The following is a 17,697-nucleotide window of genomic DNA, read 5'->3' on the forward strand; positions in this document are numbered from 1 at the left end:
GGCGGCAAAACCGGCCATCATCGCCCTGCAAATTGTACGCGGCAATGAAAGCATCTATCTGCTGATGCGTTAATGTCGTAAACCGGGCATCAGGCTGACGTGTGATGTCCGGTTAACTCGTGGTATGCTGCTGCCGTTCCCTTTTTTAATGACGCCTCCATCATGTTTGTGAAGCTCTTACGTTCCGTTGCGATTGGATTAATTGTCGGCGCTATTCTGCTGGTTGCCATGCCTTCGCTGCGCAGCCTTAACCCGCTTTCCACTCCGCAATTTGACAGTACCGATGAGACGCCTGCCAGCTATAATCTGGCGGTTCGCCGCGCCGCGCCAGCGGTGGTTAACGTTTACAACCGTGGTTTGAACACCAACTCTCACAACCAGCTTGAGATCCGCACCCTGGGATCCGGTGTAATCATGGATCAACGCGGTTATATCATCACCAATAAACACGTCATCAACGACGCCGATCAGATCATCGTCGCCTTACAGGATGGACGTGTATTTGAAGCATTGCTGGTGGGATCTGACTCTCTAACCGATCTGGCGGTACTTAAAATTAATGCCACTGGCGGTTTACCTACCATTCCAATTAATGCACGTCGCGTACCGCACATTGGCGACGTAGTACTGGCGATCGGTAACCCGTACAACCTCGGGCAGACCATTACCCAAGGGATTATTAGTGCCACGGGTCGAATCGGTCTGAACCCGACCGGGCGGCAAAACTTCCTACAAACCGATGCTTCCATTAACCACGGTAACTCTGGCGGCGCGCTGGTGAACTCGCTGGGAGAACTGATGGGCATTAACACGCTGTCGTTTGATAAGAGTAACGATGGCGAAACGCCGGAAGGTATCGGCTTTGCGATTCCTTTCCAGTTAGCAACCAAAATTATGGATAAGCTGATCCGCGATGGTCGCGTGATCCGCGGCTACATTGGTATCGGCGGACGCGAGATCGCACCACTGCACGCGCAGAGCGGTGGTATAGATCAACTGCAAGGGATCGTGGTTAATGAAGTGTCACCTGACGGCCCAGCGGCGAATGCGGGTATTCAGGTCAACGATCTGATTATTTCGGTGGATAACAAACCGGCCATCTCTGCTCTGGAGACGATGGATCAGGTGGCGGAAATTCGCCCTGGTTCGGTGATCCCGGTTGTAGTGATGCGTGATGATAAGCAGTTAACGCTGCAGGTCACCATTCAGGAATATCCGGCAACCAATTAAGTCGAGTGCTCAAAACAAAAACCGGAGTCTGTGCTCCGGTTTTTTATTATTCGCTAATCAATTACTTATTAACGAACTCTTTGCCCAGGGCGATATCTTTCTTGAGCGTATCCAGCATACCTTCCAGCGCGTTCTGTTCAAATGCGCTCAGGGTACCGATAGATTTACGCTCTTCCACGCCGTTTTTACCCAGCAGCAGCGGTTGAGAGAAGAAACGGGCGTACTGACCGTCGCCTTCAACGTAGGCACATTCGACAACGCCTTGTTCGCCCTGCAGTGCACGAACCAGAGACAGACCAAAACGTGCAGCTGCCTGGCCCATAGACAGGGTTGCAGACCCGCCACCGGCTTTCGCTTCAACCACCTCAGTACCCGCGTTCTGGATACGTTTGGTCAGATCAGCCACTTCCTGCTCGGTAAAACTAACGCCAGGAACCTGTGACAGCAGCGGCAGAATGGTAACACCAGAGTGACCGCCAATAACCGGCACTTCAACTTCGCCTGGCTGTTTGCCTTTCAGTTCCGCAACAAAGGTGTTGGAACGAATGATATCCAGCGTGGTAACGCCGAACAGTTTGTTTTTGTCATAAACACCGGCTTTTTTCAGCACTTCAGCAGCAATTGCAACTGTGGTGTTAACCGGGTTAGTGATAATACCAATGCACGCTTTCGGGCAGTTTTTCGCAACTTGCTGTACCAGGTTTTTCACGATGCCGGCGTTAACGTTAAACAGGTCGGAACGATCCATACCCGGTTTACGCGCTACGCCTGCAGAGATAAGAACGACATCTGCGCCTTCCAGCGCCGGAGTCGCATCTTCACCAGAAAAACCTTTGATTTTCACAGCAGTAGGGATATGGCTCAGATCGACGGCCACACCGGGAGTCACTGGAGCGATATCATACAGAGAGAGTTCTGAACCTGAAGGCAGTTGGGTTTTTAACAGTAGTGCAAGCGCCTGGCCAATACCGCCAGCAGCGCCGAGGACTGCGACTTTCATCCTAAACTCCTTATTATATTGATAAACTAAGATATGTTGCTCCGCTGCCGCGACCTTAATCCACAAAATTGCCGTTTACAATGACCACATCTCAAGAATGTGTAGTCACGCAAGTTTAGCGTTTATGCATTTAATTGCCGTAATCAGGAACCTAACTTACGTAATTAACAGTCGCTTATGCATTAGCGCAACATTCCAACAGGTGGTGACAATATACCCTACCGTTCAGCCAAAACAACATCAATTTGATAACAATTAATTTACTTTTAAACAGAATTTGCATGCCGTGACGCAGGCATGTTTCTCAATAACGAAATTTGATAAAATCCCGCTCTTTCATAACATTATTTCAGCCTTCTTCAGGGCTGACTGTTTGCATAAAAATTCATCTGTATGCACAATAATGTTGTATCAACCACCATATCGGGTGACTTATGCGAAGCTCGGCTAAGCAAGAAGAACTAGTTAAAGCATTTAAAGCATTACTTAAAGAAGAGAAATTTAGCTCCCAGGGCGAAATCGTCGCCGCGTTGCAGGAGCAAGGCTTTGACAATATTAATCAGTCTAAAGTCTCGCGGATGTTGACCAAGTTTGGTGCTGTACGTACACGCAATGCCAAAATGGAAATGGTTTACTGCCTGCCAGCTGAACTGGGTGTACCAACCACCTCCAGTCCATTGAAGAATCTGGTGCTGGATATCGACTACAACGATGCAGTTGTCGTGATTCATACCAGCCCTGGCGCGGCGCAGTTAATTGCTCGCCTGCTGGACTCACTGGGCAAAGCAGAAGGTATTCTGGGCACCATCGCTGGCGATGACACCATCTTTACCACCCCTGCTAACGGTTTCACCGTCAAAGACCTGTACGAAGCGATTTTAGAGCTGTTCGACCAGGAGCTTTAATCTCTGCCCCGTCGCTTCTGGCGGCGGGGAAAATGTTGCTTATCCCTCTCATTCCCCTTCTTTCTCCTGCGATACATTTAACGAATAGTGCGTTTTACCGCGACACATCATTCACAAAATGAATACATACGGTAAAAAAAGCACATTATGCAAAATTCATTATCTAATTGAAAATACTATAATTAATAATAAATAACCGTGTTTTTTATACTTTTTTGTTATTAAAATTCACATTTTTAACACTTAGTATCAACTGAAACAGTTAGTGTGGTATTAATTAGTTCAATAATTAGTGTATACTTGATTTTGTGATATGGGTCACGAAACAAAGGCCCAGCTAAAAGATTATGTCGAGGTAAAAATCATGAAAATCAAAACCACTGTAGCTGCATTAAGCGTACTTTCTGTTCTCTCTTTCGGTGCATTCGCTGCCGACTCCATTGATGCTGCACAAGCACAAAATCGTGAAGCAATCGGGACCGTATCCGTAAGTGGTGTGGCGTCTTCGCCAATGGATATACGTGAAATGCTGAACAAAAAAGCGGAAGAGAAAGGCGCAACGGCCTACCAGATTACTGAAGCTCGTAGCGGTGACACCTGGCACGCTACGGCTGAACTGTACAAATAAACCCTCATCGTTTTGTCCGACGATATTGCCCCCGGTTCGTGGGCTTTTTTTTGCGCTAATGACGAACATTAAAACGCAAATGCCCTTCCAGCTCTTCCTCTGCCTCATCAAACAGCAATATTAACGCGCCAAAACGGCGACGCGTTTTCTCTCCCAGATGAACAAATTCAATCTCAAGTGGTAGCGGCAGGACATCGTTCATTAACACATCCCATAGTGAGTCGAGATCGCGTACCTTATCTTTAGCCAGACCAAAGGTTTGGCTAAAGTCACGATAAAAATCCTCCTGACTCTCAATCTCATCAAAATCAAAGGCATAAATATTCATCTGTTGCCACCGTCACGTTTCGCGGCGAGTTCTGCCGTGCATCGCTAAGTATAGCCATGAAAAAACCGACGCTTTTGGCGTCGGTTTTGACTTAACTATCGGTCAACGCATGTTGATACTTATGGAGCATCCCCGCCAGCCGATGAACCGGTTCCGTCACCTGCGGTGGCGCTTGCCAGATGCGTAGCTTTTCCTGGTAGATTTCCAGTTCTTCCAGCAACTGGCCAAAGTACCGACGACGTTTATCATCGCTACGGGCAGATATCACATGGTCTGCTGTGCGGCGCATTTGTCGGTGAAACGCCGATAAATCCTCGTTAACCGGGATCGGCGCATCACGCAGGCGCTGGTGCGCGATAATCATCGTCAGCGCCAGGCGAAATTTCGGCAAATCCCCTGGGAACTTATTCATCAGCAAAAACAGCTGCTGATAAAGTGCCGGGAGGTGGTTCTCTTTACGACGTGCCACATTGGTAGTCATCGCGGAAACAGCGGCAGAAACAAACTGATTAAGCAGTACACGTCCAGTCCTGTCGCGCGATTTATCCCGCACCAGCAAAATAACGGTGAACGCGAGCACACAGCCGACGATTTGCCCTAATGCGCTGTCGAGAAACTGACTGAAATGGAAAGTCATCGGGTTATCCAGCACGATAATATTTATGGTGCTGGCCAGTGCCCCCATCGAGCCCAGTCGCCGTTTCTGTACTTCTATACCGAGGAAGAATCCCAGCACTGCCAGGCTAATACACAGCAGCAACATGCTCTGTTGGGTATTAGGGATAATCACCAAAAAGTAGAGCAGCCCTAACGGCAGCGCGGCCAGCGTCCCATAGATAAAGTCGATCGCCACCATGCGTGGATTCGGCAAACGCATTGCCAGTGACGTCACGACCGCAATCATCACCATTGCACCACTGCCGGAAGTCCAGCCCGTCCACAGCCAGAAAAGCGTGCCCAGAATGCAGGAAAGTGTGGTTCGCCAGAAGTTAACCATTGCATGATGACGTTCGGCTGACTCTACTTTTACTTCCGGTTCGCCTTGCAGGATCTCTTCTTCGGTGGCGTTGATTTTTGTGTTACTGATAACGCCGCGCTTGAGAAGCTGATAACGCGTTGCCGCCGCGACCCAGCTATAAATGGTGACAGGCGTTTCCCGTTCCCCAGTCCAGGCGATAACTCTCCGCAGGCGTTTGAGCTGCTTGTGGACGTCCTGCGCGGTTTCTACCGGCGTGTCAAAAAATTCGCGGAAAGTATCAGTGATCAATTCCGGGCGCGTATTCTGAATAAGATAAGTTTCGCAGGATTGGGTAATCAGCGTCAGCGATAGCGTATTGATCGCTTTTAAACGTCGATTGGCCCGCGCCCAGCGGGAAGATTCCATATTCAGGTTGCTGCGCATGCCTTGTAGTGCCGTGGTGCGTCGCACCAGGTCGCCCCAGGCTTTATCGACAACTTCACCATCGCCATGCTTGATACAGAGTTGCATTAATTGATATTGCGCGACCAGCAAACTTTCCAGCTCTCGATCTACTTCTTGTTTGATCGATCGCGGAGAAAAGAGCAAATCCGCCATAATCGCACACACAATACCGATAACGATCTCGCTACAACGTTCGACGGCAAACTGCGGCGTAAGCAATGGTTCCGGCTGAATGGTGATCACAATGATCAGCGCGGTATAACCGGCCAGCCCCCACGCGTACGAGTTTTCTATTCGTACCAGCGAGGATATCCAGGTACAAAAACCGGCCCAGATACAGCACACCAGAATCATCAATAATGGTGCGCGGATCATCGCAATGATGATCACCAGTCCGGCAATACAGCCAATAAATGTGCCGATGATGCGCAAAAAGCCACGATAGCGAATAGCGCCAGAATACGGTTCACCTCCCGCAGCAAAGGCCGGACCGGCGGCAACAATCGCCGCTGTCAGTACCGCCCAGCGTGGCGTTTCCAGCTGGAAGTGAAAGCCAACAAACAGCGCCAGTACAATGGCGGTCGCCAGTTTTACCGCAAAGCGAATATGTTGGTTAGCAATGGAGAAAATACCCATCGTGATTAACCAAACTCACGCAGGCGATGGGCCATTTTACGGAAGAACGAATCCTGGCTTTCGTCGCGATCTTGTTTGCCAGTGACCACCACTGTAGCAGTGGTGCCCGCAGGCCAGATGTTCTCTTGCTGGTTGTCGAGACGAATACGAACCGGAACACGTTGCGCCAAACGCACCCATTCAAGGTCAGAGTCGATGGTCGCCATCCCTTTGTCGTCACGCGTGCTGCTGGCGTTGGTGACCCCAGCGGCAACACTATCAACAGTCCCTTTCAGCACTTTGTTACTGCCAAGCGGCGTGATCTCTGCACGATACCCCGGACGCACCCCTTCCAGCTTAGTTTCTTCCATATAGGCCAGTACATAGAAGGAGTTCTGTTTCACCAGCGCAACCGCCGTTGATCCTCGAGTAATAAACTCACCGGTATAGACGTTGAGGTTGGTCACCCAGCCATCTGCTGGCGCTCGGATCACCGTGCGTTCAAGATCCAGTTTTGCCAGATCGCGGGTCGCCTGCGCTTTCGCTAACTGATGCAGAACCGTTTGTAGTACGTTGTTAGCCTGGTCGATCTCTTCGCGAGACATCGCCTGCACACCGAGACGGTTACGACGTCCGGCCTCCTGGCGTTTCTCCTGTGCCAGTACCTGATAATAAGCAACATCGGCTTGCGCTTCCTCAAGCGCCTTTTGATAGCGCGGCTGGTCGATGGTGAACAGTATCTGTCCTTTTTTCACCAGCTGGTTATCATGAACATTCACCTGGGTAATGAGTCCAGAAACGTCCGGCGCGATCGCAACGACGTCAGCGCTAAAGCGCGCGTCACGCGTCCAGGGGGATTCGGTGTAATAGACCCAGGCATTAAAAATTGCGATGAAGGCCAGAATGACTAATACGACCGTGATGGCCGTACGGGAGAATTTTCTTATTAGTGTTTTCACTTCAACCTCAAACGAACAGTCGCGATATCAAATAAAACAAGCAGCAATAGAGCGCGGTGTTGAACAACGCCGGATGCCAGACAAAGTCGTAGATACCTGTTGGCACAAGTACCCGGCGCACCAGCCAGAAAATCGCCAGTGATAAAAGCAATTCAAAAAATATCGGTGGGAAGGACAGCCCAAACACCACGATAACGGGAAACAGACTCATGTTGACCTTGGTTGTATAGAGAGAGCAGGCGTTATTATTTTCAGCATCTGTCGCCGCAGAGAAGGGCATGGAAAGCCGGGCGAGAGCAACATTGCTGTAGATTGATATTTAATATATTAGCGTAACTGTTATGCTGTTATCTATATTATGTGATCTAAATCACTTTTAAGTCAGAGTGAATAATGGAACGACTAAAACGCATGTCGGTGTTTGCCAAAGTAGTTGAATTTGGCTCTTTTACCGCCGCCGCCAGACAGCTACAGATGAGCGTTTCGTCCATCAGTCAGACGGTGTCAAAACTGGAAGATGAGTTGCAGGTAAAGCTGTTAAACCGTAGCACACGCAGCATTGGCCTGACCGAAGCCGGTAGAATTTACTACCAGGGCTGCCGTCGTATGCTTCATGAAGTGCAGGATGTTCATGAGCAACTGTATGCCTTCAATAACACCCCCATCGGGACGCTACGCATTGGCTGTTCTTCAACTATGGCACAAAATGTTCTCGCCGGGCTGACAGCCAAAATGCTGAAAGAATACCCAGGTTTGAGCGCCAATCTGGTTACCGGAATTCCAGCCCCCGACCTGATTGCCGACGGTCTGGATGTGGTGATCCGCGTCGGCGCGTTGCAGGATTCCAGCCTGTTTTCCCGCCGTCTTGGCGCGATGCCAATGGTGGTGTGCGCCGCGAAAAGCTATCTCACACAATACGGCATACCGGAAAAACCCGCCGATTTAAGTAGCCATTCATGGCTTGAATACAGCGTGCGGCCCGACAATGAATTTGAACTGATTGCACCGGAAGGGATCTCGACTCGCCTGATCCCGCAAGGGAGATTTGTGACTAATGATCCGATGACGCTGGTGCGCTGGCTAACGGCGGGTGCCGGGATCGCCTACGTGCCGCTGATGTGGGTGATCAACGAGATCAATCGTGGGGAGCTGGAGATCCTGCTGCCGCGTTATCAGTCAGATCCACGCCCGGTTTATGCGCTATATACCGAAAAAGATAAGCTGCCGCTGAAGGTACAGGTCGTGATCAACTCGCTGACGGATTATTTTGTTGAGGTCGGTAAATTGTTTCAGGAGATGCACGGGCGCGGGAAAGAGAAGTAATTCATATTGTACTGTTACGTTCTACAAACCTGTGCCAACGGGTTCCCCTCACCCTAACCCCAGAGGAGCGAGGGGACCGTTCGTGCACGTAGAAAGATTAATTATCCTTCTGAAAATAATGAAATTATTACGCAGTACCGCCAACAGTCAGGTTATCGACTTTCAACGTTGGCTGGCCCACGCCAACCGGCAAACTTTGCCCTTCTTTACCGCAGACACCCACGCCGTTATCCAGTTTCAGGTCGTTGCCAACCATCGAAATCTGCTGCATGGTTTCGATACCGGAACCAATCAACGTTGCGCCTTTCACCGGCTTCGTTACTTTACCGTTTTCAATCAGATATGCTTCTGAAGTGGAGAAAACGAATTTGCCGGAGGTGATATCCACCTGACCGCCACCAAAGTTCGGTGCATAGATACCGTACTCAACGGATTCAATAATTTCTTGCGGGGTCGATTTACCCGGCAGCATATAGGTGTTGGTCATACGCGGCATGGGCAGATGGGCGTAGGATTCACGGCGACCGTTGCCAGTCGGCGTCATCCCCATCAAACGCGCGTTGAGTTTATCCTGCATGTAGCCTTTCAGAATGCCGTTCTCAATCAGCACGTTGTACTGGCCTGGCGTACCTTCATCATCAATCGCCACCGAACCACGGCGATCGACCATCGTGCCGTCATCAACCACGGTACACAGTTCTGAAGCCACCAGCTCCCCGACCTGTCCACTAAATACTGAAGTGCCACGGCGGTTGAAGTCGCCTTCCAGACCGTGACCTACCGCTTCATGCAACAGCACGCCCGGCCAACCTGCGCCAAGTACTACCGGCATGGTGCCCGCTGGTGCAGCAACGGCAGAAAGATTGACCAGCGCCATACGCACTGCTTCTTTTGCCCATGCATCCGCACGGACTTCGCCGTCAAGATCGGCAAGGAAGAACTCATAACCAAAACGACCGCCGCCGCCACTGGCACCGCGTTCGCGTTTGCCATCTTCTTCGACCAGAACGCTCACGGAAAGACGCACCAGCGGACGGACATCCGCCGCTAGCGTGCCGTCGGTGGCCGCAACCAGAATTAATTCATAGACACCACTGAGGCTGGCAGTCACTTCCTGTACGCGCTTGTCCGCTTCGCGAGCAACCTTATCGACGCGACGCAGGATATCCAGCTTCTCTTCACGGCTCATGCTTTGCAGCGGATCTACCGAGGTATACAACGGGCTATGCTCTACCGCGCCCAGCGTCTGTACTTTGCCATCACCACTATCACGGACGATGGTGCGCGCCGCTTGCGCACTCTGTTCCAGCGCCAGCAGGCTGATTTGGTCAGCGTAAGCAAATCCGGTTTTTTCACCGCTGATTGCACGCACGCCAACGCCCTGATCGATGTTGTAAGAACCATCTTTAATAATGCGGTCTTCTAAAACCCAGGATTCGTGATAGCTCGACTGAAAATAGAGATCGCCATAATCAAGGCGACGTTCGGCCAGTTGACCGAGGATCGCGAACAAGTCCTGATGTTTCAGGCCGTTCGCCGCTAGCAATTGTTCACTTACCAGGTTCAGACTCATCGTTTTTGCTACTCGTTAGTTACTGCAGTAGAGGATTTTTTACGGCTGCCGGATGCGGCGTGAACGCCCTATCCGGCCTACAGTTATGTTCCGGCTCGTTGGCCTTTGGCAACGATTATCATATGAGATTGGGGCAATTACGCGCCCTCGTCAAATCATTGCGCTTTTTCTTTACGCGGTTGGCGCAACACTTCGTTGATTTGCGGATCGTCCAGCGGACCCGAAATGTGATAGCGCAAAATGGAGACTTTGCTCCACAGCGGCCCCAGCACTTTACTGGCGGCAAACACTGCCGCGCCAACAATGGGGTTAACCGCAAAAGCCGCAGCCACGCCCACCGTCGCAGAAATCTCTGGTGCGACAACCGCTTCCATATTCAGGTCGCGGCGTACCAGATTTACCGACCCTTTCATGGCGATATCCGCCTCCAGGCCATCCACCAGCGTGTCGTCGGTGTGCATAACGCCGTCTTTAATCCACGCGGTGCTGCGAATGGAGTCAAAATAGAACCCTTCGCCAAAAGTGTCTCTGAAATCAAAACGCAGCTTACGCATCAGGGCATCTACGCTCAATAAGCGCAGCAATTGCCCGGCATGTCCGGTATTGATTTCGGTAATTTCGCCTTTACCCAGTTGAGTATGAATGATGCCATTCAACGTCGCTTCATCTGGCTGCCAGGGTGCTTTGCGCCAGTGTAAATCGTAATCCACATTAAATGACGACTGGCGTATGGGCGTCGTGACACCAAAAAATTCTGCGGCGGCATCAATTTTCTGCCCACGCAGTTTTCCTTTCAGCGAGGTACGTTCATTCCCCGGATTATTAACCCATTCACCATCGGCAGTAAGCCGCGAGAAACCAGTATCAATCAGTCCATTGGTCAGCGTTAACGTATCGCCAGAAATGGTGATATCACTGTCAATGCGACCGAATTTTTGCCCCCAGAACCAGCACTCTGTGCATCGTATTTGTGCGTCCGGCCAGCCACGGAAGTTAATGCGCTCCGTTGTCGGGAAAGGTGATGACGGCGTTGAATCACCACGAGTTTTCGCCACGCTCGGGTTGTAATAAAGATATTTGATATTCGCCAGCCACGGCGCGTTATTACGCATCGCTAGCGTGGCGTTGATTTCACGCCCTTGCGCCTCAACCAGGGTGCCATTTGCCGTCGGTTGCGAAACAATACTCAGGTTATTCCATTGCTGATTTCCCAGTGACAACATAGGCGTACGTAACGTTATGTGTTGTGGGAAACTCGCTGCACCACCGACACTCTCCGCAGCGCCTTTCTGGAACAGGGCCAGCCACTCGGCACCATTCATCGGCGGCATATTAAGTTCAACGCCACTTTGTTCCGGCAACGGCGGGAGCGTTTTACTGTCTGCCGCCCAAATAGCACGATCGAGCGTCAGCTTTTGACCAAGCAACCAGCGGCTATTGAAATGGTTATCCGCACCAGCCTGTCCGGTTAATTCAAAGCTGTTGAGATTGCCATCAACCTTAACGTTTACCGCTAGTGGTTCACCCGCAGGTTTGGCTAACGGTGAAGGTAAGTGACTACTCACATTATTCAGATCGCCGTTCAGCTCTACGTTATAGGTCGCGCCAGCATGATAAGGCAGATCAATGCCCACTTTACCATCCCACGCCACGCTGCCACTCAATGCTTCGTTCACCGCTTCAGGCAGAACGCCGGTTTTCGCCGGTTGCCAGTTACCGTTGAGATTCACCGCAACCTGGTAGGCTTTTGCCCCTTCTTTGGTGGAAAAATCCACGTTCAACGGCTGATTAAACCAGCTTGCTGTCAGTGGTTCACTTTGCAGATCGCCATTGATAAAGCTGAATTTACCGCTCAAATTTTTCAGGATGCTGTCGAGTGGTTTGATAAACAGACTGTTATTACGCAGCGTCACTTCACCTTTCGCGGTTACCAGTTCGCCGTTCAGCGGGATATCAAGATGTAAGCGAGCATTCACATCGCCGTCGAGCTGGAGTTCTTGCAGGGTCGCACCCAGAGAATCTTTCAGCGGTGTCTCATCAAAGTAAGGGCCAACGGCTTTACCCGGACCTTTAATGTCAGCGTCAATCAGCAGTTTTTCTTTTGAGTAGTCAGGGATCACTGCGGTGAGATTACTCGCGCGCACGCCGCCCAGATTAACGCCATCGGTTTTCATCCATAAACCGTCGTTAATAAAGTCCAGTTCAATATCAAGGTTAGTTAATGCAGGCCAGTCCGGCTGGAAGGCAAACTTCGCGTTGCGCAGCGGCACCAGCACTTCAAACTGACCTTCGTTGTGTTTATAGGGGAAGAGTTGCGGATTGCCACCATAAACCAGCGTCGCGTTATCCGCTTCACCGCCCTGAATCGCACCACTTAAATAATCAACCAGGTCTTTACCCATCAAGTTTTCCGGGAAATAGCGCCAGGCTTGTGAACCATCATCGGTACTGATGCCAGCCAGAATACCCAGCCAGGGTTCATCGTTAGCAGGTTGCAGGTAACGAAAACCGCCGCGCGCATGGACGGCTTTGGCTTTAACGTCAATATTACGCCCATCCAGCTGGAAACCTTTGTCATTGTTCAGCCAGCTTATAGTTGCCTGGCCGTCGGCGATTTCCAGTGGCGCACGGAATACCGTTTCGTAAGGCATCTTTGCCTGCTTCATCGACGCGGTAAGCAAACCATTTTCAACGCTGCCGGAAAGCGTCCCGGAGAAGTGTTCCGCACCCGGTAATAATTTCCATTGCTTCCAGGCCAGATCGCTCCACGATGCCTGAAAACGGGTCTTGTCTGCCGCCTGAAGCGGGATATCCAGCGCCAGAGTGTTAATCTTGCCGCTCGGTTGTGTGGAGCGCCAAACATCACCCAGTGCAGGTGAAAGTTTCGCGGCCAGCGGGCGTATGCCCTCCAGGCCTGCCAGCTCCAGATTACTAGCGCGAATCCGGAGTTCGTCACTGCGTTTATTGTCTTTGCCGCCAACGTCCTGTTCCGGTATCCAGGCCAGCGTCAATGCTCCGCTCGGCCAGGGTTTGCCGTCCATCGTGATCCGTGTATCGGGAATAGAGAACTGCCAGCCCGGATTTTCACGCGTAATATGCGCGGTCAGATTATCCACCGACAGCGTATGCGTTTGCTTCTCGCCCAACCAGCTGGCACCGCCCTGTTTCAGCCAGACGTCACCGCCGGTTACATCGCCTTTGTCGATCGTCATCCAGCCTTCAAGGGAGAACTGTGCCGTTTCCAGAGCAATATTGTCCTGCATCCATTTACCGAGCCACGGCTTCAGGTCGATGTCATCCGCCTGTAGCCAGACGCGACCATTGCTTAACAACCCCTCATCATCGCGCAAATCCATGCGCACCTGCATCACGCCGTGCTGTCCGGTAAGGCTGGAGAGGCTTACCAGGCCTTCCGCACGGTGTCGACGTGGATCGTTCAGCCAGGTGAGTTGTGGGATCGCCAGCTCGGCGCGCTGACCGGATGGCGTCAGAAAACTGACTTCACTGTCGCGGAGATCGAAATGGTCAAATTGACGAAGAAACAGATCGCTGATGTGACTGGCTTCCAGACTGTCATCGCTACCACCGCTGGTGATAGGAGTGTTGGTGCGAAAGCGCAGCTGCCAGAAAGTGAGGTCGCGAAACTGCCAGCGCATATGTAACAGGCTCTGCCAGACATCCAGCGCCAGAGTAACGCGTTTAACCGAAAATTCGCCGCCATCTTTTAGTTCTGCACGGATGTCGTGTGCTTCAAGCGTCGGGCCAAAATTCTGCCAGCTGGCTGAGAGCTGACTGGCTTCTACCGGCATGCCAGTCGCGGATTCTATTTTGTTGAGGATTTCCGGACGCCAGGCGTTAAGATGCGGTAAAGCAATACGCAGGCCGCTAACCAGCAGGGCAGCGATCACAACGAGCGCGGCTCCAGTAAGCAGTAAAATCCCCGGCAATCGCCTCACCCGTCACTCCTTGTCTGCTAAAAATGTGACTCAAAAACCCTTTGCCGGATGGCGGCCCAGCATCTGTTTACATCATTACGACGTCAAACTGCTCCTGGTTATAGAGCGGTTCAATTTGTACTTTAACCTGTTTGCCAACGAAAATTTCCACTTCCGCCAGCGAGTGTGACTCTTCGCCTTTCAAGGCTTCGGCTACTGCCGGAGAAGCATAGACCAGGAAACGGTCGGAGTCGTAAGCATGGTGGACACGAACAATCTCGCGCATGATTTCATAGCATACCGTTTCCACGGTTTTCACCGTTCCGCGACCGTGGCAGGTTGGGCATTCGTTACACAGTACGTGCTCAATGCTTTCGCGGGTGCGTTTACGCGTCATCTCCACCAGCCCCAGCGCCGAAAAACCATTAACGCTGGTTTTCACCCGGTCTTTGCTCAACGCCTGCTCCAGCGAATGCAGCACGCGGCGGCGGTGATCTTCATTATTCATATCGATGAAATCAATAATGATAATCCCGCCCAGATTACGCAACCGTAACTGGCGAGCGATAGCCTGCGTCGCTTCAATATTGGTATTGAAAATAGTGTCGTCCAGATTGCGATGACCGACAAACGCTCCGGTATTGATGTCCACGGTGGTCATCGCTTCGGTCTGGTCGATAATCAGATAACCACCGGATTTCAGTTCTACTTTGCGTTCCAACGCTCGCTGGATTTCGTTTTCGACATCAAAGAGATCGAAAATCGGCTGGCGTCCGGTGTAATGCTCCAGCTTGCTGGTCATCTCGGGAATGTACTCCGAGGTAAACTCCAGCAATGCTTCGTAAGTCAGGCGTGAGTCAACGCGAATGCGGTCCAGTTCGGCGTCGGCAAAATCACGCAGAACACGCTGCGCCAGCGCCAGTTCGCCGTACAGCTGATAACGGGTCTGCGGGCGCTTTTTACGCTCCATAACTTTGGTCCAGACGCGTTTCAGATAAGCGGCATCGGAGGCCAGTTCAGCCTCGCCAACCCCTTCCGCTGCGGTGCGGATGATAAACCCGCCCTGCTCGTCGCAATACTCTGCGACCACTTTTTTCAGACGTTCACGTTCTGATTCGCTTTCAATTCGTTGGGAAACCCCAACGTGAGAAGCCCCTGGCATAAATACCAGATAGCGAGAAGGCAGCGTGATATCGGTGGTCAGGCGCGCACCTTTAGTGCCAAGCGGATCTTTCACCACCTGCACCATCAGATCTTGCCCCTGACGAACCAGTTCCGAGATGTCGCGCACCGTGAATTGCTTTTGTTCTTCACCCGCCACACATTCGGTATGCGGCATGATGTCGGATGCATGAAGAAACGCGGCTTTATCCAGCCCAATATCTACAAAAGCCGCCTGCATACCCGGAAGTACACGACTTACACGACCCTTGTAGATATTGCCTACTATTCCGCGTCGCGCCTCACGTTCAATATGAATTTCCTGCAGAATACCGCCATCAATATACGCCACTCGCGTTTCCGAAGGCGTTACGTTTACTAACAATTCAGCCGTCATGTTTATCCCTTTTCTCACGCAGTGCGTTAAAATTACTTAATAATTCATACGTTTCAACCAGCGGTAAGCCGACTACGGCGTGATAGCTGCCATTTATCTTCCTGACAAAACAGCCACCCAGCCCCTGAATACCGTATGCACCTGCTTTATCTAACGGTTCACCGCTGGCGACATAGCCCGCGATGTCTTCGTCTGTTAACGTTCTGAAAGTCACATCGGTGACCACCAGGCAATCGAGAATGTGCTGGCTGTCGGCCAACGCCACTGCCGTCATCACCTGATGGGTCTGACCCGATAATTTGCGCAACATCTGCGCCGCATGCTCTGCGTCGCGCGGTTTCTCGAGCACTTCTCCGTTCAGGATAACGATAATATCCGCACCCAGCACCGGGAGATCCTGTGCCGTTTGCGCGACACCCGCCTGTGCTTTCTCGCGTGCCAGACGCACAACATACTGCTGCGCGCTCTCCTGCGGCTGACGCTGCTCCTCAATGCCCGTAACAATACGTTCAAAGGTCACGCCAAGTTGCGCAAGTAACTCCTGACGACGCGGAGAACCGGAAGCTAAATACAGAGAAGTCATAGAAACCTTTATTGCACTGCAAACTGCTGACGGACTTTACGCATCAGCAAGAAAATCCACGGCCAGAGCACCCCATTGACTACACTACTCCAGAACACTTCCGGTCTGAAAGAGACGTTAATCACTAAAAACTCTGCCCAGAAAACAATAATATCCACCACCAGCGAAAGCAACATGACGACCAGCGCCTGCTGCCATAATGCGAGGTTGCGGAAAAGCTGGTATTTCAGCGCCACCAGGTAAGCAATGATGCTCATCGCCAATACGCGTACGCCAAGCATCGAGCCGCTGATCAGATCCAGTATGGCACCCATCACAAAACCTGTGCCCACATTTACGCGATGGGGCAAGGCCAGGATCCAATACAACAAGATAAGTAACACCCAGTTTGGCCGGAAAACAATCAGGTTATCCGGCCAGGGCATGATTTGCAGCAACAGCGCAATGAGGAAAGAGAGCCAGATTACCCAGCGTCCCTGGCTACGATAGCTCGCCACTATTGCCCTCCCGGCGCACGCGCAGGCGGTTGAGCACCACTTTGCGGCGGCGTAGCCCTTTGTGGAGAGCGATTAGCAGCGGGCTGTGTCGGCGCAACAGGCGCAGTAGCTGCATTTCCTGTCGCCGGTTGCTGCGGAGTCGGCTGAGCGATCCCCGTTGCCGGTTCAGGTAACTTTGGCCCCATCGCGTCTGGCGAAGGCAATACCTGCGGCATCATCTGCATCAGACGTTCATTAGCAACACGATGCACCTCTTCCGGCGTCATCGGGTTAGCGCCGTTACGATCCGCGCCCCACAGCAGCAGCAGATAACGCAAACGTTGCAGTCCTGCAGTCGGACGCGCCTGGATCACAGTATAAGCGCGCTGGGTATCGAGTTTTACGGAAGAGACAACCGCGACCGGATAGCCTTCCGGGAAACGACCGCCCAGACCGGAGGTCACCAGCACATCACCAACACGAATATCCGTATTCGCTGGCAGATGCTCAAGCTGCAAATCATCCGTACAACCGTTACCGGCTGCAATTACGCGGATATCGTTGCGCAGCACCTGGATTGGCAGCGCGTGGGTCGCATCACAAATCAGCAGCACGCGACTGGTCAGTTTAGCGACGGCCACCACCTGACCAACAACACCTTTGTCGCTGATGACCGGCTGGCCTTCATAAACGCCATTAACGCTACCTTTATCGATAACAACTTGATCGCTATAAGGATCGTTAACCGTGGAGATAACCTGAGTCACCATTTTCTGCTCATCCTGACGCAGCGGGGAACCCAGCAGCTCGCGCAGACGCGCGTTCTCCTGTTTGTATTGTCCAAGCATCAGCAGTTCACTGTTTTTCAGCAACAGTTCCTGACGTAACGCCCGGTTTTCAAGTTCTAGTTGGTCACGCGAGGCCAGCGTCTGCGATATGCCATCCAGCAATTCACGAGGAGCATTGGAAACAAAGTAGAAAGGACTGACGGCGGTATCCATATAAGTACGGATTTGACTGAACGTCCCCAGGCGGCTGTCGGCAATAATAATGCCGAGCGCCACCAGCACCGCCAGAATAAGGCGAATCTGTAGCGACGGGCCACGGCTAAAAATTGGCTTCATAAGTTATGCGTATTCTCGTATCAGACCAGGCAGGGTA

General features: G+C 51.7%; 15 protein-coding genes. 4 read left to right on the forward strand and 11 right to left on the reverse strand.

Annotated features, from left to right (window positions below):
- Nucleotides 1-162: 162 nt before the first annotated feature.
- The gene (gene degS / locus SF3275) at nt 163-1,230 is read left to right on the forward strand and encodes a serine endoprotease (protein NP_709032.1); all 1,068 of its coding nucleotides are present in this window, start codon (nt 163-165) and stop codon (nt 1,228-1,230) included.
- Nucleotides 1,231-1,291: 61 nt separating this feature from the next.
- Here the strand turns inward: degS and mdh are convergent, their stop codons facing one another.
- The gene (gene mdh / locus SF3276; protein NP_709033.2) at nt 1,292-2,230 is read right to left on the reverse strand and encodes a malate dehydrogenase; all 939 of its coding nucleotides are present in this window, start codon (nt 2,228-2,230) and stop codon (nt 1,292-1,294) included.
- A 434-nt stretch (nt 2,231-2,664) separates the two neighbouring features.
- Between mdh and argR the strand changes: the two genes are divergently transcribed.
- Together argR and yhcN are read left to right on the forward strand one after the other, a co-directional pair.
- Nucleotides 2,665-3,135, forward strand: coding sequence for an arginine repressor ArgR (gene argR / locus SF3277; RefSeq protein NP_709034.1), 471 nt, complete (start codon nt 2,665-2,667; stop codon nt 3,133-3,135).
- Between the two features lie 313 nt (nt 3,136-3,448).
- The gene (gene yhcN, locus SF3278; protein NP_709035.1) at nt 3,449-3,763 is read left to right on the forward strand and encodes a hypothetical protein; all 315 of its coding nucleotides are present in this window, start codon (nt 3,449-3,451) and stop codon (nt 3,761-3,763) included.
- Between the two features lie 55 nt (nt 3,764-3,818).
- On the opposite strand, the gene yhcO is transcribed toward yhcN, so the two are convergent.
- From yhcO to SF3281a, 4 genes are all read right to left on the reverse strand, one after another.
- A complete protein-coding gene (yhcO, locus tag SF3279; protein NP_709036.1) occupies nt 3,819-4,091 on the reverse strand; it encodes a hypothetical protein in 273 nt (90 codons plus the stop codon).
- Between the two features lie 91 nt (nt 4,092-4,182).
- Entirely contained in the window at nt 4,183-6,150 is a 1,968-nt protein-coding gene (gene yhcP, locus SF3280; protein ID NP_709037.1) for a p-hydroxybenzoic acid efflux subunit AaeB, read from the reverse strand.
- Nucleotides 6,151-6,155: 5 nt separating this feature from the next.
- A complete protein-coding gene (yhcQ, locus tag SF3281; protein NP_709038.1) occupies nt 6,156-7,088 on the reverse strand; it encodes a p-hydroxybenzoic acid efflux subunit AaeA in 933 nt (310 codons plus the stop codon).
- 7 nt (nt 7,089-7,095) lie between these two features.
- Entirely contained in the window at nt 7,096-7,368 is a 273-nt protein-coding gene (locus SF3281a) for an efflux system membrane protein (RefSeq protein ID YP_008439287.1), read from the reverse strand.
- 131 nt (nt 7,369-7,499) lie between these two features.
- Here SF3281a and yhcS point away from each other — a divergent pair, with 131 nt between their 5' ends.
- A complete protein-coding gene (gene yhcS, locus SF3282) occupies nt 7,500-8,411 on the forward strand; it encodes a transcriptional regulator (RefSeq protein ID NP_709039.2) in 912 nt (303 codons plus the stop codon).
- 127 nt (nt 8,412-8,538) lie between these two features.
- On the opposite strand, the gene tldD is transcribed toward yhcS, so the two are convergent.
- From tldD to mreC, 6 genes are all read right to left on the reverse strand, one after another.
- Nucleotides 8,539-9,984 (reverse strand): protease TldD, encoded by a 1,446-nt coding sequence (tldD, locus tag SF3283; protein NP_709040.1) that lies wholly within the window; start codon nt 9,982-9,984, stop codon nt 8,539-8,541.
- A 155-nt stretch (nt 9,985-10,139) separates the two neighbouring features.
- Nucleotides 10,140-13,940, reverse strand: a complete 3,801-nt coding sequence (gene yhdP, locus SF3284; RefSeq protein NP_709041.3) for a hypothetical protein — start codon at nt 13,938-13,940, stop codon at nt 10,140-10,142.
- Between the two features lie 67 nt (nt 13,941-14,007).
- Nucleotides 14,008-15,477 (reverse strand): ribonuclease G, encoded by a 1,470-nt coding sequence (cafA, locus tag SF3285; RefSeq protein ID NP_709042.2) that lies wholly within the window; start codon nt 15,475-15,477, stop codon nt 14,008-14,010.
- Nucleotides 15,467-16,060, reverse strand: a complete 594-nt coding sequence (gene maf / locus SF3286; protein ID NP_709043.1) for a Maf-like protein — start codon at nt 16,058-16,060, stop codon at nt 15,467-15,469. The genes cafA and maf overlap by 11 nt, the downstream gene beginning before the upstream one ends.
- Before the next feature lie 8 nt (nt 16,061-16,068).
- Nucleotides 16,069-16,557 carry a rod shape-determining protein MreD gene (mreD, locus tag SF3287; RefSeq protein ID NP_709044.1) on the reverse strand — a complete coding sequence of 163 codons (489 nt, stop codon included), beginning with the start codon at nt 16,555-16,557 and terminating at the stop codon, nt 16,069-16,071.
- Nucleotides 16,557-17,660 carry a rod shape-determining protein MreC gene (gene mreC / locus SF3288; RefSeq protein ID NP_709045.1) on the reverse strand — a complete coding sequence of 368 codons (1,104 nt, stop codon included), beginning with the start codon at nt 17,658-17,660 and terminating at the stop codon, nt 16,557-16,559. Before mreC ends, mreD begins: the two co-directional genes overlap by 1 nt.
- Nucleotides 17,661-17,697 lie beyond the last annotated feature (37 nt).

Origin of the sequence: Shigella flexneri 2a str. 301 (assembly GCF_000006925.2) — a bacterium.
Taxonomy (GTDB): Bacteria; Pseudomonadota; Gammaproteobacteria; order Enterobacterales; family Enterobacteriaceae; genus ECMA0423.

Coding starts and splice junctions, on each gene's coding strand:
- degS (NP_709032.1), top strand. CDS start 163: ATGTTTGTGAAGCTCTTACGTTCCGTTGCGATTGGATTAATTGTCGGC.
- mdh (NP_709033.2), bottom strand. CDS start 2,230: ATGAAAGTCGCAGTCCTCGGCGCTGCTGGCGGTATTGGCCAGGCGCTT.
- argR (NP_709034.1), top strand. CDS start 2,665: ATGCGAAGCTCGGCTAAGCAAGAAGAACTAGTTAAAGCATTTAAAGCA.
- yhcN (NP_709035.1), top strand. CDS start 3,449: ATGGGTCACGAAACAAAGGCCCAGCTAAAAGATTATGTCGAGGTAAAA.
- yhcO (NP_709036.1), bottom strand. CDS start 4,091: ATGAATATTTATGCCTTTGATTTTGATGAGATTGAGAGTCAGGAGGAT.
- yhcP (NP_709037.1), bottom strand. CDS start 6,150: ATGGGTATTTTCTCCATTGCTAACCAACATATTCGCTTTGCGGTAAAA.
- SF3281a (YP_008439287.1), bottom strand. CDS start 7,368: ATGCCCTTCTCTGCGGCGACAGATGCTGAAAATAATAACGCCTGCTCT.
- yhcS (NP_709039.2), top strand. CDS start 7,500: ATGTCGGTGTTTGCCAAAGTAGTTGAATTTGGCTCTTTTACCGCCGCC.
- tldD (NP_709040.1), bottom strand. CDS start 9,984: ATGAGTCTGAACCTGGTAAGTGAACAATTGCTAGCGGCGAACGGCCTG.
- cafA (NP_709042.2), bottom strand. CDS start 15,477: ATGACGGCTGAATTGTTAGTAAACGTAACGCCTTCGGAAACGCGAGTG.
- maf (NP_709043.1), bottom strand. CDS start 16,060: ATGACTTCTCTGTATTTAGCTTCCGGTTCTCCGCGTCGTCAGGAGTTA.
- mreC (NP_709045.1), bottom strand. CDS start 17,660: ATGAAGCCAATTTTTAGCCGTGGCCCGTCGCTACAGATTCGCCTTATT.